Below are 15892 nucleotides of genomic sequence, written 5' to 3'. Positions count from 1 at the left end.
GCCCTATGACAAACTTTTTTTTTGACCTGACCCGGAACGACCCAAATTATTTTTTTCTCATTGCCGGCCCCTGTGTAATAGAGGACTTAGACACAAGCCTTGGCATTGCAAAATACCTGAAACAGGTCACAAGCGACTTAGGTATCCCTTATATTTTCAAAGCCTCCTATGACAAGGCCAACCGCACGTCCATCCAGTCCTTCAGGGGACCTGGCCCGGAACATGGCCTTAAGATCCTAAAACAGATTAAAACAGAACTGGGCATCCCCGTCATTTCGGATATCCACCTGCCTGACCAGGCTGAAAAAGCGGCTCAAGTGCTCGACATCATCCAGATTCCAGCCTTTTTATGCCGCCAGACAGACCTGATTTTAGCGGCCTGCAGGACAGGCAAACCCGTGAACATCAAAAAGGGCCAGTTTCTTGCGCCGGCCGACTGCCAGAATATTGTTGAAAAAGCCAAATCCACAGGGAACCGGGACATTGCCATTACGGAACGCGGCACCTGTTTCGGGTATAACAACCTTGTGGTGGATTTCAGATCCATACATACCTTACGGGAATTGGGCATGCCCGTGATTTTTGATGCCACCCACAGCGTTCAGCTTCCCGGCGGCAGCGGCAATGCATCGGCAGGGGAAAGACAGTTTGTCGCCCCCCTTGCTAAGGCCGCAGTGGCCTGCGGTGCCCACGGCCTGTTCATGGAAACCCACCCCGATCCGGACAAAGCCCTGTGCGACGGACCGAACTCCATTCCCCTGGATCAGATGAAAAACCTTTTGACCCATCTGGTCAATATTAGAAAAGCTGCAGGACAATCCCTATGACAACACAATTGGCAAATATCCGGCTGCTGCTGTTAGATGTGGACGGGGTGCTCACCGACGGCAGCATCACCTATACAGACACAGGGGAACAGATCAAAAGCTTTAACGCCAAAGACGGCCTTGGCATCCGCCTGCTCATGGAGGCAGGCATTAACGTCGGGATTGTAACGGCAAGGGTCTCCGGAGCCCTGCGCCATCGGTGCGACAATTTAGGCATCACCCTGGTTTTTGACGGTACCAGCGACAAGGCCAAGGCATTGGCATCCATATCTGCAAGCACCCAAATAAGCCTGGCACAGATTGCATTCATGGGAGATGACCTGATCGATCTGCCGGCCATGACCCGGGCCGGATTTGCTTTTACCGTGGCCGACGCCCCGGCTGAAGTTAAAACCCAGGCACATATGATTACGGATCTGCCCGGGGGAAAAGGGGCTGTCCGCCAGGTCTGTGAAGCCATCCTCAAAGCCAAAGGCCTTTGGGAGACGTCTGTTTCAAGGTTTCTATCATGAGCCGCGGCGGCAAAAAAAAGCTGATACTTCCCATAGTTCTGCTTTTAGGCCTCATTCTTGCGGGGTTAGGTCTTTATTATTACATCAACCACCTGCTCACCACACCCATTGAACTTGAAAATATTGAGGTGGATGACAAAGCTGCGCTTAAACTTAACGCACTTGAACAGATCTCCAAAAAAAACGGCATCACCGAATGGAAGCTCAAAGCATCCAGTGCCACCCTGCTCAAAGACCGAAACAAGGCTGTACTCAAAGATGTGGACATTATTTTCTACACAAAGCAGAATACCCAAGTTCACCTCACAGCAGACCAGGGAGAGCTCAACACCAAGACCCATGACATGACCTTTTCAAGGCATGTCACTATCCAGTATCAGCACTACACCCTGACAAGTGAAACATTGCATTATGCCAAAGAAGCACATATAATACGCTCAGATTTAAGGGTTACAGTTGATGACGAAGATTCCGTAATAGAAGCTGACAGCATGGAAATCCTGCTAGAACAGAATCTGATCATCTTAAAAGGACACGTAGAAGGAAATTTTAGTGAAAATAGTCAGAATTCCAACATATTATAATATCTCTTTGGGTTTATTGCTGATACTGTTGTCTCTTTTCACACAAGTATCCTTGGCAGCCCAGGAAAACAAAACCGCTGATAAACAGCAGCCGCCGGCTGACCTGAAAATCACTTCGGATAAAATGATCGCCAGCAAAGACCAGTCCATGGTGGAATTCATGGGAAAAGTGAAAGCAGTTCGGGCAGACAGTGTGCTTTTAGCAGATTCGGTCAAGGTGTTTTTCCATACCTCAAAGACTAAAAAGGAAGGCCAGTCAAACGTTAAACGAATTCTTGCCACGGGCAATGTGGAATATACCGAAGGGGAACGCAAAGCATTCTCAGATCAGGCGGATTATGACACTGCAGATGAGATACTGGTACTCACCGGGGAACAAGCCCGTCTGCTTACGGGAAAAAGCTGGATCACCGGCAAAAAGATCACCCTGTTTAAGGTCCAGAACCGGGTGGTTGTGGAAAGTACAGAAAAAACCAAGGTTGAAGCCTTTTTTGATGCCGAAGACCAAGACGGGTCTTTATAGATGAGTCGATTGGTACTGGAAAATCTTGTGAAGACCTATGGCGGTAAAACCGTAGTGGATCAGGTCAGCTTGAGTGTGGACCAGGGCCGGGTGACCGGGCTTTTGGGCCCTAACGGTGCCGGCAAGACCACCACCTTCTATATGACCGTTGGCATGATCCGGCCGGAAAAAGGAACTGTTCATCTTGACGGGGAGGATATTACCCGAGACCCCATGTATGTGAGGGCAAGAAAGGGCATTGGTTACCTACCCCAAGAGATGTCTATATTCAAAAAACTGACCGTCAAGGAAAATATAACGGCCATTCTGGAGGTTATTGATAAAAAAGTTACGAATATCAACCAAAAAGCCGAAAACCTGATGGAAGAACTGGGGATACTGGCCTTAGCCGGTCAAAAGGCTGCCTCCTTATCCGGTGGAGAGAGACGCCGTCTGGAAATTTCAAGGGTGCTTGCAACAGATCCCTTGTTCATCCTGCTGGATGAACCCTTTGCCGGTATTGATCCTTTGGCTGTCATTGACATCCAGCAGATTATATCCCAGCTTACGAACAAAGGCATCGGAATATTAATTTCCGACCATAATGTCAGGGAAACATTAGGCGTATGCGACACAGCTTACATCATGAGCCAGGGCGTGGTTATGGAATCAGGTCCGCCGGAAAAAATTATTTCAAGCAAAATAGCCAAACGAATTTACCTGGGAGACAACTTTAGACTTTAATCATGGAACTTGGATTACAACAAAGCCTTGCATTGACTCAACAGCTGGTCATGACACCCCAGCTCCAGCAAGCCATCAAACTGCTTCAGCTATCCCGGCTTGAACTTGCCGAAATGATCCAGCAGGAAATGGAGCAAAATCCGGCGCTTGACGAAGTCTCCATTGATGAAACCTCTGACAAAGCCATCACTGCCCAGGAAACCGAAACCCGGGAAACCGAAACCGAAGCCCCTGTCAAGGAAGTTACGATTGAAGAGCGGGTGCGCTCGGATACGGATTGGGAAAACTATATTAATGAATATAACTCCACCGGTAGAATATACACGGAGTCTGAAAACAGCGAAGCCCCCAATTACGAGGCTTTCACCTCTGAGAAACAAACCCTTGAGGCGCATTTGAAGTGGCAGTTGATGCTTTCGGATCTGCCGGACACAGAGGAACGCCTTGGTCACGTCATCATTGGCAATCTGAACCGGGACGGATATTTATGCGCCGACGTGGAGGAAGTGGCCCAGGCCGCCAAGGCCGACATCCAAACCGTTGAAAAGGTGCTGGCTGTGCTCCAGACCTTTGACCCCCCCGGGGTGTGTGCCAGAAACCTGTGCGAGACGCTTTTGATTCAAGTCCGGCAACTTGGCATTGAAAACGAGATCATCACCCGGATCATTACGGATCATCTAAAAAATCTGGAAAACAGGAACAGCAAAAAAATTGCCAAGGCCCTTAAAATTTCCGTTGATGATGTACGGGCCGCAGTGAAAATTATTCAATTTCTTGAACCCAAACCCGGCAGGAAATTTACTACAGATGAACCCGCCTACATCACCCCTGACATTTACGTTTACAAAATCGGTGATGACTTCAAAATTGTTATGAACGATGACGGCCTTCCCAAATTAAGAATTTCAAGATTCTACAGGGACGCTGTGGCCACCGGCAAAAAAATCCCCAAGGAAACCAAGACCTATCTTAATGAAAAGATGCAGTCCGCCTCCTGGCTGATAAAATCCATTCATCAACGCCAGAAAACCATCTATCTGGTCATGGAAAGCATCATAAAATTTCAAAGAGAATTTTTTGAGAAGGGCATTGCCTATCTTCGGCCTTTAATTTTAAAAGATATTGCCGAAGATATTGAAATGCATGAGTCTACGATCAGCCGGGTGACCACTAACAAATATGCGTACACCCCCCAGGGACTGTTTGAGTTGAAATATTTTTTCAATAGTTCCATAGGGCGCGGTGATGGGCCTTCCATGGCATCGGCCAGTGTCAAGGAGAGAATAGTACAACTCATTGACAATGAAGATCCCAACGCACCTTTAAGTGATGATAAAATCGCCGCAATTCTGCAGGAGTCAGACATTCAGATTGCCCGGCGAACCGTGGCAAAATACAGAAAGGTGCTCAATATTCTGCCGTCCAATAAACGAAAACAACTATAGGGAGAGCTAATCTATGCAGGTTACCATCACGTTCAAGAAAATAGAAGCATCTGATTCCCTGAAATCCTATGTACACAAAAAACTTAAACGGTTTGACAAGATGCTGGATGGTCCGGCCGAGGCCAATGTAGTCTTAAGCGTTGAAAAAATAAGACATATTGCCGAACTCACCTTAACCAGCGGGACGCTTAACATCCATGCAAAGGAAGCGTCCGAAAGCATGTATGCCACCATTGATATTTTAGCGGATAAAATCAAAGGCCAAATCACAAAACACAAGGAAAAAGAAAAAAAACACATGTCAGGCAATAAGACAAGCCTGACCGATACCCGGGAGTTCAGCATAGATGAACCACTACCCAAAGACGTGGTCGATATTATTGAAGAGCCTCTTGAAACAAAACCCATGGACATTGAAGACGCGGTGATTGAACTGGAATCGGGCAAAAAATCTTTTTATGTATTTACGAATGCCCGCACAGAACAAGTCAATGTGATTTATAAACATAATAACGGAAAATTGGGACTAATCGCTCCCCAAGGATAGGATGGTCGGAACCAATGAAAATCAGTGACATTCTAAAGCTGGACGCTATTATCGCAGACCTGAAAGCCAAAAACAAATCGGAGGCTATAGAAGAACTGTCCCGGGCTGTTTCACCCGTGGCAGGGGCCGAAATCGAAGATGTTACAGCAGTCCTGCTGGAACGGGAACATTTAGGTTCCACAGGCATCGGCGGTGGAATCGCGATACCCCACGGCAAACTGGAGACGGTGAAATCTATTGCTGTGGGATTTGGGCGCAGCATCAAAGGAATCGAATTTGATTCTTTGGATAACCGACCGGTCCATCTTTTCTTTCTGCTTTTAACACCCGAACATTCCACAGGGGGGCATTTGAAAGTTCTTGCCCAGATTTCAAAGCTGCTGAAAATGGCTCAGTTTAAAGAACGACTGTTATCGGCAGGTTCAACCGAACAGATTCATCAAATCATTCTGGAGAATGACGAAGAATTTTGACAATGGAAAACCTCAAGGTTTATATCATCACCGGCATCTCAGGTTCCGGGAAGACAACTGTCGCCCAGGCATTTGAAGATGCATCCTTTTACTGCATTGACAACATGCCCATGGAACTTGTGCCAAAGGTGCTTGAACTTCCGTTAGGAGAAAGCGCCAAGGTTAAGGGTGCAGCCTTTGTGATGGATATGCGGTCAAAAACCTTTACAAATACGTTTGTTTCAGGCGTCTCTGCTTTAGAAGAAATGGGGTTTTCTCCGGTCATCATATTCCTTGAAGCGGATACCCAAACCTTGGTCAAACGGTTTAGTCAAACCCGAAGGCACCACCCTCTGGGAGATGAAAAGAACCTTTTGGACAGCATCAAGTCTGAAAAACAGGGGATGGCTGCCATCCGCAAACTGGCCCACCAGATCATTGACACTACTAATTTCAATGTGCATCAGCTTAAAGCAGAAATACAGCGTCTTGTGTCCAAGGAGACCGGTTTCAAAAGCATTATGAAACTGAACATAATGTCTTTTGGCTACAAATACGGTATCCCGGTGGATGCGGATATTGTGGTGGATCTGCGGTTTCTGGCCAATCCCTATTTTGTGCCGGAGCTCAAAATCCATAACGGAGAATCCGATGCGGTAAAAAAATTTGTTCTGGAAAATCCGGAGACAAAAACCTTTTTAAAAAAATATAACAATCTCATTGACTATCTCATTCCTTTATACGAAAAGGAGAATAAGGCATATCTAACATTAGCTTTGGGCTGTACCGGTGGCCGCCACCGCAGTGTCGCCATTTCCCGAGCCGTATTTGAACGGCTGATGAAAAAGGGTTTGAACCCAAGCTTGCAACACAGAGATATTGACAGAGATATCAAAGAAACATAACAGGCAAACTATGACGGGAATTTTAATTGTCACCCATGCGAATTTGGGTGGAGCATTGATTGATACCCTAGAATTCATTCTGGGGGCCAAGCAAGAAAAACTTGAAGCCATATCCATAGACATCAAACAGGATCCGGAAAGCTTACGAAATAAAATTAAACGGGGTATTAAAAAGGTCTATTGCGAAAATGGCGTTATTATTTTAACCGACATGTTCGGGGGTACACCTTCAAACCTGGCCTATGCCTTTCTTGAAGAAGGAAAGGTGGAGGTGATTTCAGGCGTCAACCTGCCCATTCTTCTCAAAGCCGTAACAAGCCGAGAGAAGATGGAGATTAAAGCATTGACTGCAGCCCTGATTGAACACGGGAAAAAAAGCATTTCCCTTGCCAGCGACATCCTGAAAGGGACCAGACGGTCCTTATCCTAACCTGCACCATGCTCGTTTTCCCCTTTCGGGTGTGGACATCATTTTCATTTTTGAAGGAGGCTAATAATGACTGTAAAAATAGGAATTAACGGATTCGGCAGAATCGGACGCATGGTCTTTCGGGCTGCTTTGGAAAATGATGCAATTGACGTTGCGGCCGTTAATGATCTAACAGACACCGAAACCATTGCCCATTTACTCAAATATGACTCTGTCCACGGACGCTTGCCTAACGAGATCAGACATGGAGAAGGGTTCATTGCCGTGGATGGAAAACAGATTTTGGTAACCGCGTTAAAAGATCCTGCGCAGATTGCCTGGGCGGATGCCGGTGTAGATATTGTTCTGGAGTGCACGGGTCTTTTCAGAAATCGCGAAACCGCAGGCAAGCATCTTGAAGGCGGAGCCAAAAAAGTTATTATTTCAGCGCCTGCCAAAGATCCGGATGTCACCATTGTCATGGGCGTAAACCATGAAGATTACGATCCCGGTGCCCATCATATTCTGTCCAATGCATCGTGCACCACCAACTGCCTGGCACCCGTAGCCAAGGTGCTACTGGAGAATTTCGGTATTGTATGCGGGCTTATGACCACGATCCACTCCTACACCGGTGACCAGCGCCTGCTTGATTTTCCCCACAAGGACCTGCGCCGGGCAAGGGCCGCCGCCCTGTCCATAATTCCCACCACCACAGGTGCCGCCAAAGCGGTTTCCCTGGTGTTGCCCGAGCTTGAAGGTAAACTCAACGGCCTTGCCGTGAGGGTACCCACACCCAATGTATCCCTTGTGGATCTCGTGATCACCACCGAAAAAAAAGGTCTGACCAAGGAAATGATAAACCAAGCCCTTAAAAAGGCATCTGAAACCAACCTTAAGGGATATCTGGGCTATTTCGACACGCCCCTGGTATCCATTGATCATAATTCCTGCCCACTGTCTTCCATTGTTGATGGCGCCTGCACGGATGTCATCAATGGCGAGATGGTAAAAATCTTTTCCTGGTACGACAACGAGGCAGGTTACTCACACCGCATGGTTGATCTGGCTGACATGGTGGGCAACGCCCTTTAAAGGAGGAAAAAATGACAGAAACTGCGATCAGAACTCCATTGATTGCCGGCAACTGGAAAATGTACAAAACCGGTACCCAGGCTGTTGCTGCGGCAAAACAGCTGGCAGACTTAAGCAAGGGGGCTCAAGGCGTTGATATTATGATTGCCCCCACAGCATTGTCTTTGCCCTTGGTCGCTGCCGCCTTGGGTGAAAATTCCCCGGTCCGACTGGGGGCCCAGAACATTTACCCAGGCAAGGAAGGGGCGTTTACCGGTGAAGTGTCCGGAGAAATGATCAGGGATGCTGGCGCTGACTACGTCATTATCGGCCATTCCGAACGTAGACAGTACTTTGGTGAAACAGACGAAATTGTCGGGTTTAAGATTCGGGCCGCCCTTGATGCAGGACTAATCCCGGTGATGTGCATCGGAGAGACGGAAAGCCAGCGAGAGGCTGATAAAACGTTTTTTATTCTTGACAAACAGATATCAGATGGGTTAAAAGGCTTTGATCTCAAGGAACTTGATTCTCTTATCCTGGCTTATGAGCCGGTATGGGCAATTGGTACCGGAAAGACCGCAGGACCCGAGCAGGTTAAAGAAGTGCATGGATTTTTAAGAACCCTGCTCAAGGAAAAATACGCAGAAGATCTGGCTGCAAAAATCCGGATTTTATACGGCGGATCGGTAAAACCCGGCAACATCAAAGACCTGATGCAACTTGAAGATGTAGATGGTGCATTGGTTGGCGGCGCGAGCCTGAACCCGGAAGATTTTAATAAAATTATTAGGTTTTAGACACTTTATAATATGACTAGTATTTTAGTGACAATACACGTTAGCGTTTGCATATTTTTGATACTTGTTGTGCTATTGCAGACCGGTAAAGGCGCAGAAATGGGCGTATCCATGGGTGGTGCAGGTAGCCAGGCTCTCTTCGGAGCAGCAGGCCCAGCAAACATCCTGACCAAAATTACCACGGCCGTGGCCATTATCTTCATGATCACATCTCTAACTTTGGCCTATATGTCAGGGCATCAGTCACAGTCCAGTGTCATGAAGGACGCATCTGCGCCAGCAGGACAGCAGATACCGGCAGCAGAATGAATAAAAACAATTTTTTTGCCGAAGTGGTGGAATAGGTAGACACGCACGCTTGAGGGGCGTGTGGGGCGACCCGTGGGAGTTCAAATCTCCCCTTCGGCACCAAAAATTCAAAGCCGCGGCAATTATGCCGCGGCTTTTTTTATAGGCTGCTATGAACGAAGACGATAAAAGAAATTGTTACAAGTGCCGATTTTTTTATGTCACCTGGGAACCGGCCCACCCAAACGGATGCAGGGCATTGGGGTTTAAAAGCCGCCAACTGCCCAGTGTCACAGTATTCCAGTCTTCGGGAAAGCCCTGTGAATACTTTAAGGAAAAAAAGAAATAGGCCGTCACACTATCTCCTTGAATTATGGTCAGACAAGCTTATTATAAATAATTATGACTTATCACAATGATGCCACCGGGCCTGACCCGAAAAAAATTGAAAAAGAGCTTGGGGAATTTCTGAACAAAAGATTTGGTGGAAATGTTAAAATTCTGACACCTTCCATCCAGCCCCAGCAGGAGACCATTACCGGCACAACACCTGAGTCGGGCAAAAAAAAACTGATTGATTTTAATATCAAGCCTAAGGAACTGATCAGTTACTTAGACCAGTACGTTATCCGGCAGGACAAGGCTAAATCCGTACTTGCCACAAAAATATGCACTCATTTCAACCGAATCCGTCACCAGGAAACCATGATCACGGAACCATTCAAGATCACGGGTAATATTAAAAGCAATATCCTGCTACTCGGCCCCACCGGTATTGGCAAGACCTATCTGATCAAACTTATCGCCAAAAAAATAGGGGTGCCTTTTGTCAAAGCCGATGCCACCAAATTTTCCGAAACCGGATATGTGGGTGGGGATGTCGAGGATTTGATCCGGGATCTGGTCAAAGAAGCGAAGGATGACATTGAACTTGCTGAGTGTGGTATTGTTTACGTAGATGAAGTGGACAAAATAGCTGCCAGCCCCAATGTTTTAGGTGCTCAGATATCCCGGACAGGCGTCCAGCGGGCCCTGCTCAAGCCCATGGAAGAGACCGACGTAGATCTAAAGGTGCCCCATGATCCCGTATCCATGATGCAGGAGCTTGAGGCATTCCAGAGAACCGGGAAACGTTCGGCCAGACGGGTGAATACCGCCAATATTCTGTTTATCCTGTCAGGCGCATTTTCAGGTTTGACGGATGTGGTGAAGAAACGATTGAGCAAACAGGCCATCGGGTTCGGTGCCTCGCTCAGTCATACCAGAAAAGACAATGAGCTTTTAAAAGAGACCCGGTCAGAGGATTTGGTGGCCTACGGATTTGAGTCCGAATTTATCGGCAGGGTACCGGTGCGCTGTGTCCTGGACGAACTGACCCAAAAAGATCTTTACGACATCCTGAAAATGCCCAACAACCCGGTGATCTTAAGCAAACGCCTTGATTTTAAATCATATGGGATTGATCTGCTGTTCACCGACGAGGCGTTAGATGAGCTGGCGGAAAGGGCGCACAAGGAAAATACCGGTGCCCGGGGGCTTGTATCCGTGATTGAAGACGCCATGCTCTGCTTTGAAGAAAAACTACCTTCCGAATCCGTCGGTCAATTTGCAGTCACCAAACAGGTGCTGAGACACCCCGAACAAGTGTTAAAGGATCTTGTCCAGGGCAATGACAAAGAAAAATACGCGGCCGAATATAACCATGCGTTGATCCTTTTTTCAAATCATATCAATGAATATGTAAAAAAGAACTGGAAAATCTTTTCCATCCGCCACGGCCTGACCTTAACGCAGATTCGCACAAAAATGGTGGTTCAGTATTATACGGCCCATGTCATGGAAATAGATGATGCGGTTAGACAGGTCAAAAAATTCTATGATAACGTCAAAGAGATGGAATTGGAAATATCCAAAAACTATGATTTAAATGTCGTGTTCGAAGAAGATGCCGCGGATTTTTTCATCCAGCAGTTTATAGAGCACAACGCGACCACGGATGAGATTCTTTCAAAAATATACACGGATTTTTTTGACGGATTTAATCTGATCCGGGAAAAGACAGGAAAAACAAGATTTTCCCTGTCAAAAGATGCATTAACCGACCACGAAACTTACCTCAACGATCTTATCAGAAAAGAGATAAAATGATTGGAATTTCAAAACTTTACTGCGCCACGGTGGAACCCTCGGATACGTTACGCTATTCAAGACATTCAGGCAAATTACCCTCTCATCTGCTTCAGTTCTCAAAAGACAAAAAGCCGGTGGTGGTCTGGAATATGACCCGGCGATGCAACCTGAAGTGTGTTCACTGCTATGCCCAGTCTGAAAATATTGCCTATGACAATGAACTGACCCACGAACAAAGTCTTGCCATGATGGATGACCTGGCAGAATTTGGGGTACCGGTGCTGCTGTTTTCCGGCGGGGAACCGCTGATGCATCCACGCCTTGTGGAATATGCTCAGTATGCCGTATCCAAGGGCATGCGGGCTGTTATCTCAACCAACGGCACCCTGATCACCAAAGAGAAGGCAAAGCAGCTCAAAGATGTGGGGCTCTCCTATGTGGGGATCAGCCTGGACGGACTTGAAGCCACCCATGACAAATTCAGGGGCGTTGCCGGCGCGTATAAAAAAGCATTGCAGGCCGTTGACAACTGCCAGGAAGCAGGTATTAAGGTGGGGCTGAGATTTACCATCAATAAAAGAAATGTACAGGACATCCCGGGCATTTTTGATCTGCTGGAAGAAAAAAATATCCCCAGAGCCTGTTTTTACCACTTAGTTTACTCCGGCCGCGGCCAGGAAATTGCCAAGGAGGATTTAAACCACGAGGAAACCCGCCAGGTACTTGACCTGATTATGGACCGCACAAAGGACCTTCACGACCGCAACAAGCCCAAGGAGGTCCTTACCGTGGACAACCATGCAGACGGTCCTTACCTGTACCAGCGGCTACTCAAGGAAGACCCCAAACGGGCCGCCGAAGTACTCGAACTGCTTGAGATGAACGAAGGCAACAATTCGGGCCGGGGCATCGGTTGCATCTCCTGGGATGGTGAAGTCCACCCGGACCAGTTCTGGCGGGAGATCAGTTTCGGCAACATCAAGGACAGACCCTTCAGCGAACTCTGGACAGATCCTGAAAACGAATTTTTGATGAAAATGAAAGAAAAGAAAAAACACGTCAAAGGCAGATGCGCCCAATGCCGGTGGCTGGATATCTGTGCAGGTAATTTCAGGGCCAGGGCCGAATCCGTTGCCAATGATCCCTGGGATTCTGATCCTGCCTGTTATCTTACGGATGAAGAGATCAAAAAGGAGAATGTATAATGCTGTTTCCCGAATACAGAGGCAGACGGCTTCGGGCCACGGCCAATTTCCGACGGATGATCAGGGAGACGAAACTTTCCAGAGACGATCTGATTCTTCCCCTTTTTGCGGTTGAAGGCAAATCCGTTAAAAAGCCCATCAATTCCATGCCCGGCCAGTTCCAGCTCTCCTGCGATCACATTGTCGCCACGGCAAAGCAAGCCAAAGATGCAGGCATCCCGGGCATCATGCTGTTCGGTATTCCCGATAAAAAAGACTGTCTTGGCACCCAGGCCTATGCCCATGACGGTATCGTGCAAAAAGCGATTTCAGCCGTTAAAGAACAGGTACCGGATCTAACCGTGATCACCGATGTCTGCCTGTGTGAATACACGGATCACGGTCACTGCGGCATGGTCATGGATGACGGCACCGTTGACAATGATTCCACCCTGGATCTGCTTGCAAAAACGGCGCTTTCCCATGTGCAGGCGGGTGCCGATATGGTGGCCCCTTCCGACATGATGGACGGTCGCGTGGCTGAAATCAGAGGCACCCTGGATGACGAGGGGTTTTCCCATGTGCCCATCATGTCCTATGCAGTGAAATACGCGTCTGCCTTTTACGGCCCTTTCAGGGAAGCTGCGGAATCCGCACCCCAATTCGGGAACCGCAAAACCTACCAGATGGATCCGGCCAATTCCCTTGAAGCGATCCGGGAAGCCACCATGGACATTCAAGAAGGTGCGGATATCATCATGGTAAAACCGGCGCTCTCCTACTTGGATATCATTTACAGAGTAAGAGAAGAAATTGATCTGCCTGTGGCCGCATATAATGTATCCGGAGAATACTCCATCATCAAGGCGGCTGAAATGATGGGATGGGTGGACGGCAAAGCCATGATCATGGAAGCATTGTTGTCCATCAAACGGGCCGGGGCCGATATTATCATGACCTACTCAGCCATTGATGTGGCAAGGGAGTTGAATAGCTGATGGTACACCCCCACGGAAAATTCCCTCCGGGACATGGCACCCCTCACGCCCCAGGTAAAAACAATACCCTGCGCCTTGTGGCCTGGGAGACAACCCGCCGGTGCAATCTGACCTGCAAACATTGCCGGGCCGCGGCTGAAGACCACGCATACAATGACGAACTCACCACCGAAGAGTCTTTCAAACTTCTGGATCAGATCAGAGAAGTGGGACAACCCATCATTATTCTCACCGGCGGCGAACCGCTGCTCCGGGATGACATCTTTGAGATTGCCGCCTATGGTGACAAAATCGGCCTTCGCATGGTCATGGCCCCCAACGGCACCCTGCTCAATGAAGACAATGTGAAACGCCTTATAAAAAGCGGCATCAAACGTATCTCCGTGAGCCTGGACGGCTCTACTGCAGCGTCCCATGATGAGTTCAGGGGCCTTGACGGAGCCTTTGACAGGGCAGTAAACGGCATAAAAACAGCCAAAGCGGCCGGACTGGAATTTCAGATCAATACCGTTATCACAAAAACCAATCTTGATGAAATTCCAGCTATCCTTGCTCTGGCAGAATCATTAGGGGCTGCGGCCCACCACATTTTCCTTCTGGTGCCCACGGGCCGGGGCAAATATATCGTGGATACGGCCATTGACGCAAAGGAGTATGAAGAAACCCTGAACTGGTTTTACGACCAACGGGATAAAACATCTTTACAGCTTAAAGCCACCTGTGCCCCTCACTATTACCGGATTTTACGCCAGCGCGCCAAGGCTGAAGGCAAAAAAGTCAGCTTTGAAACCCATGGACTTGATGCGGTCACAAGGGGCTGTCTTGCAGGAACCGGTTTCTGCTTCATCTCCCATGTGGGCCGGGTACAGACCTGCGGTTTTTTAGACGTTACCTGTGGGGACATCAAGACCCAGCACTTTAAGGATGTGTGGGAAAATTCAGAGGTGTTCAACAAATTACGGGACTTCAACAATCTTGAACCCAAATGCGGAATCTGTGAATACAAACAGGTGTGCGGCGGATGCCGGGCCAGGGCATATGAGGCCACTGGCAATTACCTGGCCGAGGAACCTTTGTGTACATACCAGCCGATCCAGCATAAAAAATAAATAGTATTTGAACGAAAAAGCACCCATCTGCAGAGTTGCAGATGGGTATTTTTTCGTTCAAACGCGGTGTCAGGCAGGGTGAGGTCTTGGCGCTAAATCTTTTGGCAGTCAGCCGTCCTGACTGCCAAAAGAAGCGGATAAACCAAAGCTTATCAGAGTAATTATCTTTTTCGTTGCCCTCGGTCGTCGTACCAGTGGCCGTCTCCCCGGAACTTGTGAAGGCATTTGTTTTTGCAGCGATAAAGCTCATCGTAGCAGTGTTTTTTGTGGCGGCTGTGCCGCACACACTTGTTTTTCCTATGATAGCAACGATCAATGCATTCTTGAAGTTGACGGTCGTGACGACCTTTGTCACGGCCGTCGTGACGACCGGAATCATAGCCCGGTTGCGCAGGACTCATGGTTGGCAAAATAAAACAAAGCAGAATGATCATAATGACAAAGTAAATTGGTTTTGTTTTTTTCATTCGCCTCTCCTTTTTATATAGAATTAAAATCTGGTTGCAACAAGTCACTCAGCCCTAAAGCGCAAAGGTTGATGATTTATTCGCTGCATCGGGTTATTGTTGCAGATGGATTATTATTGGAGGGTCGCCACGTAAAGTCAAATCATTTATAAAAGACCATTGATATTTTTAACTTCTTATGGGACATCTATTTCTATATATATAAATTCTATATCTCTAATAATGCTCAAAACAAATAAAGATCCATCAAATCCGGGCGGCTAAACGGATATCCACATCACGGTCGTATAAAAAATTGGCCACATGCCTTGCCGTATCTGTGGTCAGGCGCTCAATGGCTTCCCGCAAGCGGTCATCCAATGCCTCAATCGAATTGCTTGTCGCCATCTCCGCAATGCCCCCAACCAGCGTATTGGCATCCTGGGCCACCTGCTCGGTCTGTTTTTTCAATGTATCTGCCAAATCTAAAATAACATTCCAGGAAAACCAGGGCAAAGCCACCAGAGGAAGGCCTTTTATCAATACAAAAATTGCAATGAGCTTGGTGCGAATACTAAACGAACGTTTCGGCATAGCCTCTCCTATCCGTGAATTGGGAATTAGTATATATTAAAATAAGCCTCAAAATCAAACTGCTAGATGACATATAGGGCATTCAATGAATATGGTTGAAGTCAAAAGTGTCAGTAAAATCTATAAACAGGGCAATGTGCTGGTTCATGCCTTGGACCACGTGTCCCTTAGGACCGCAGATTAAATAAGTTGGGCAGAAAGAACGCCGAATTTTGGTTCATCGACAAGGCGCATTAAAGGTTGAATAGCAGGCCTATTGGGCCTTTAATGCAACGAAGGAGATGGGCCAAAAGGTAAGCTATTTCGTTCAAGTTATTTAACCTGCGGTCCTTAGTGTTGAAA

General features: G+C 47.6%; 20 protein-coding genes and 1 tRNA gene. 18 read left to right on the top strand and 3 right to left on the bottom strand.

The window, feature by feature from the left end; genetic code table 11:
* Window positions 1-5 precede the first annotated feature (5 nt).
* From kdsA to EYB58_RS11315, 14 genes are all read left to right on the top strand, one after another.
* Window positions 6-827 carry a 3-deoxy-8-phosphooctulonate synthase gene (kdsA, locus tag EYB58_RS11380; protein ID WP_111952961.1) on the top strand — a complete coding sequence of 274 codons (822 nt, stop codon included), beginning with the start codon at window positions 6-8 and terminating at the stop codon, window positions 825-827.
* Window positions 824-1339, top strand: coding sequence for a KdsC family phosphatase (locus EYB58_RS11375; RefSeq protein ID WP_111952959.1), 516 nt, complete (start codon window positions 824-826; stop codon window positions 1337-1339). Before kdsA ends, EYB58_RS11375 begins: the two co-directional genes overlap by 4 nt.
* Entirely contained in the window at window positions 1336-1923 is a 588-nt protein-coding gene (lptC, locus tag EYB58_RS11370) for an LPS export ABC transporter periplasmic protein LptC (protein WP_111952957.1), read from the top strand. The genes EYB58_RS11375 and lptC overlap by 4 nt, the downstream gene beginning before the upstream one ends.
* Complete coding sequence (locus tag EYB58_RS11365) at window positions 1892-2446, top strand: LptA/OstA family protein (protein WP_111952955.1); 555 nt, start codon at window positions 1892-1894, stop codon at window positions 2444-2446. Before lptC ends, EYB58_RS11365 begins: the two co-directional genes overlap by 32 nt.
* Complete coding sequence (gene lptB / locus EYB58_RS11360; protein WP_111952953.1) at window positions 2447-3169, top strand: LPS export ABC transporter ATP-binding protein; 723 nt, start codon at window positions 2447-2449, stop codon at window positions 3167-3169.
* A 2-nt stretch (window positions 3170-3171) separates the two neighbouring features.
* The gene (gene rpoN, locus EYB58_RS11355) at window positions 3172-4614 is read left to right on the top strand and encodes an RNA polymerase factor sigma-54 (RefSeq protein ID WP_111952951.1); all 1443 of its coding nucleotides are present in this window, start codon (window positions 3172-3174) and stop codon (window positions 4612-4614) included.
* A 13-nt stretch (window positions 4615-4627) separates the two neighbouring features.
* A complete protein-coding gene (hpf, locus tag EYB58_RS11350; RefSeq protein ID WP_111952949.1) occupies window positions 4628-5161 on the top strand; it encodes a ribosome hibernation-promoting factor, HPF/YfiA family in 534 nt (177 codons plus the stop codon).
* Window positions 5162-5175: 14 nt separating this feature from the next.
* Window positions 5176-5634, top strand: a complete 459-nt coding sequence (locus EYB58_RS11345; protein ID WP_111952947.1) for a PTS sugar transporter subunit IIA — start codon at window positions 5176-5178, stop codon at window positions 5632-5634.
* A gap of 2 nt (window positions 5635-5636) precedes the next feature.
* On the top strand, window positions 5637-6518 hold the full coding sequence (gene rapZ / locus EYB58_RS11340) for an RNase adapter RapZ (RefSeq protein WP_111952945.1): 882 nt from the start codon (window positions 5637-5639) through the stop codon (window positions 6516-6518).
* A 10-nt stretch (window positions 6519-6528) separates the two neighbouring features.
* Window positions 6529-6948: a PTS sugar transporter subunit IIA gene (locus EYB58_RS11335; RefSeq protein ID WP_111952943.1), complete on the top strand. Its 420-nt coding sequence runs from the start codon at window positions 6529-6531 to the stop codon at window positions 6946-6948.
* A gap of 66 nt (window positions 6949-7014) precedes the next feature.
* Window positions 7015-8022: a type I glyceraldehyde-3-phosphate dehydrogenase gene (gene gap / locus EYB58_RS11330; protein WP_111952941.1), complete on the top strand. Its 1008-nt coding sequence runs from the start codon at window positions 7015-7017 to the stop codon at window positions 8020-8022.
* A gap of 11 nt (window positions 8023-8033) precedes the next feature.
* Window positions 8034-8801, top strand: a complete 768-nt coding sequence (gene tpiA, locus EYB58_RS11325; protein ID WP_111952939.1) for a triose-phosphate isomerase — start codon at window positions 8034-8036, stop codon at window positions 8799-8801.
* A gap of 12 nt (window positions 8802-8813) precedes the next feature.
* Window positions 8814-9110, top strand: a complete 297-nt coding sequence (gene secG, locus EYB58_RS11320) for a preprotein translocase subunit SecG (RefSeq protein ID WP_111952937.1) — start codon at window positions 8814-8816, stop codon at window positions 9108-9110.
* A 17-nt stretch (window positions 9111-9127) separates the two neighbouring features.
* Window positions 9128-9212 (top strand) — tRNA-Leu (locus tag EYB58_RS11315).
* Window positions 9213-9305: 93 nt separating this feature from the next.
* On the opposite strand, the gene EYB58_RS23190 is transcribed toward EYB58_RS11315, so the two are convergent.
* Window positions 9306-9446 carry a hypothetical protein gene (locus EYB58_RS23190; RefSeq protein ID WP_163354367.1) on the bottom strand — a complete coding sequence of 47 codons (141 nt, stop codon included), beginning with the start codon at window positions 9444-9446 and terminating at the stop codon, window positions 9306-9308.
* 45 nt (window positions 9447-9491) lie between these two features.
* Between EYB58_RS23190 and EYB58_RS11305 the strand changes: the two genes are divergently transcribed.
* The 4 genes from EYB58_RS11305 to ahbD are packed head-to-tail and all read left to right on the top strand — an operon-like array spanning window position 9492 to window position 14510.
* Window positions 9492-11237 carry an AAA family ATPase gene (locus EYB58_RS11305; protein ID WP_111952933.1) on the top strand — a complete coding sequence of 582 codons (1746 nt, stop codon included), beginning with the start codon at window positions 9492-9494 and terminating at the stop codon, window positions 11235-11237.
* The gene (gene ahbC, locus EYB58_RS11300) at window positions 11234-12424 is read left to right on the top strand and encodes a 12,18-didecarboxysiroheme deacetylase (RefSeq protein ID WP_111952931.1); all 1191 of its coding nucleotides are present in this window, start codon (window positions 11234-11236) and stop codon (window positions 12422-12424) included. Before EYB58_RS11305 ends, ahbC begins: the two co-directional genes overlap by 4 nt.
* Complete coding sequence (gene hemB, locus EYB58_RS11295) at window positions 12424-13401, top strand: porphobilinogen synthase (RefSeq protein ID WP_111952929.1); 978 nt, start codon at window positions 12424-12426, stop codon at window positions 13399-13401. The genes ahbC and hemB overlap by 1 nt, the downstream gene beginning before the upstream one ends.
* Window positions 13401-14510 (top strand): heme b synthase, encoded by a 1110-nt coding sequence (ahbD, locus tag EYB58_RS11290; protein ID WP_111952927.1) that lies wholly within the window; start codon window positions 13401-13403, stop codon window positions 14508-14510. Before hemB ends, ahbD begins: the two co-directional genes overlap by 1 nt.
* A gap of 161 nt (window positions 14511-14671) precedes the next feature.
* Here the strand turns inward: ahbD and EYB58_RS11285 are convergent, their stop codons facing one another.
* Together EYB58_RS11285 and EYB58_RS11280 are read right to left on the bottom strand one after the other, a co-directional pair.
* The gene (locus tag EYB58_RS11285) at window positions 14672-14977 is read right to left on the bottom strand and encodes a hypothetical protein (RefSeq protein ID WP_111952925.1); all 306 of its coding nucleotides are present in this window, start codon (window positions 14975-14977) and stop codon (window positions 14672-14674) included.
* A gap of 246 nt (window positions 14978-15223) precedes the next feature.
* Entirely contained in the window at window positions 15224-15550 is a 327-nt protein-coding gene (locus EYB58_RS11280; RefSeq protein WP_242637329.1) for a hypothetical protein, read from the bottom strand.
* Window positions 15551-15892 lie beyond the last annotated feature (342 nt).

The organism is Desulfobacter hydrogenophilus, from assembly GCF_004319545.1.
Taxonomy (GTDB): domain Bacteria; phylum Desulfobacterota; class Desulfobacteria; order Desulfobacterales; family Desulfobacteraceae; genus Desulfobacter; species Desulfobacter hydrogenophilus.
The sequence above is the reverse complement of the archived record's forward strand: the minus strand, read 5'-3'. Positions and strand labels throughout refer to the sequence as shown.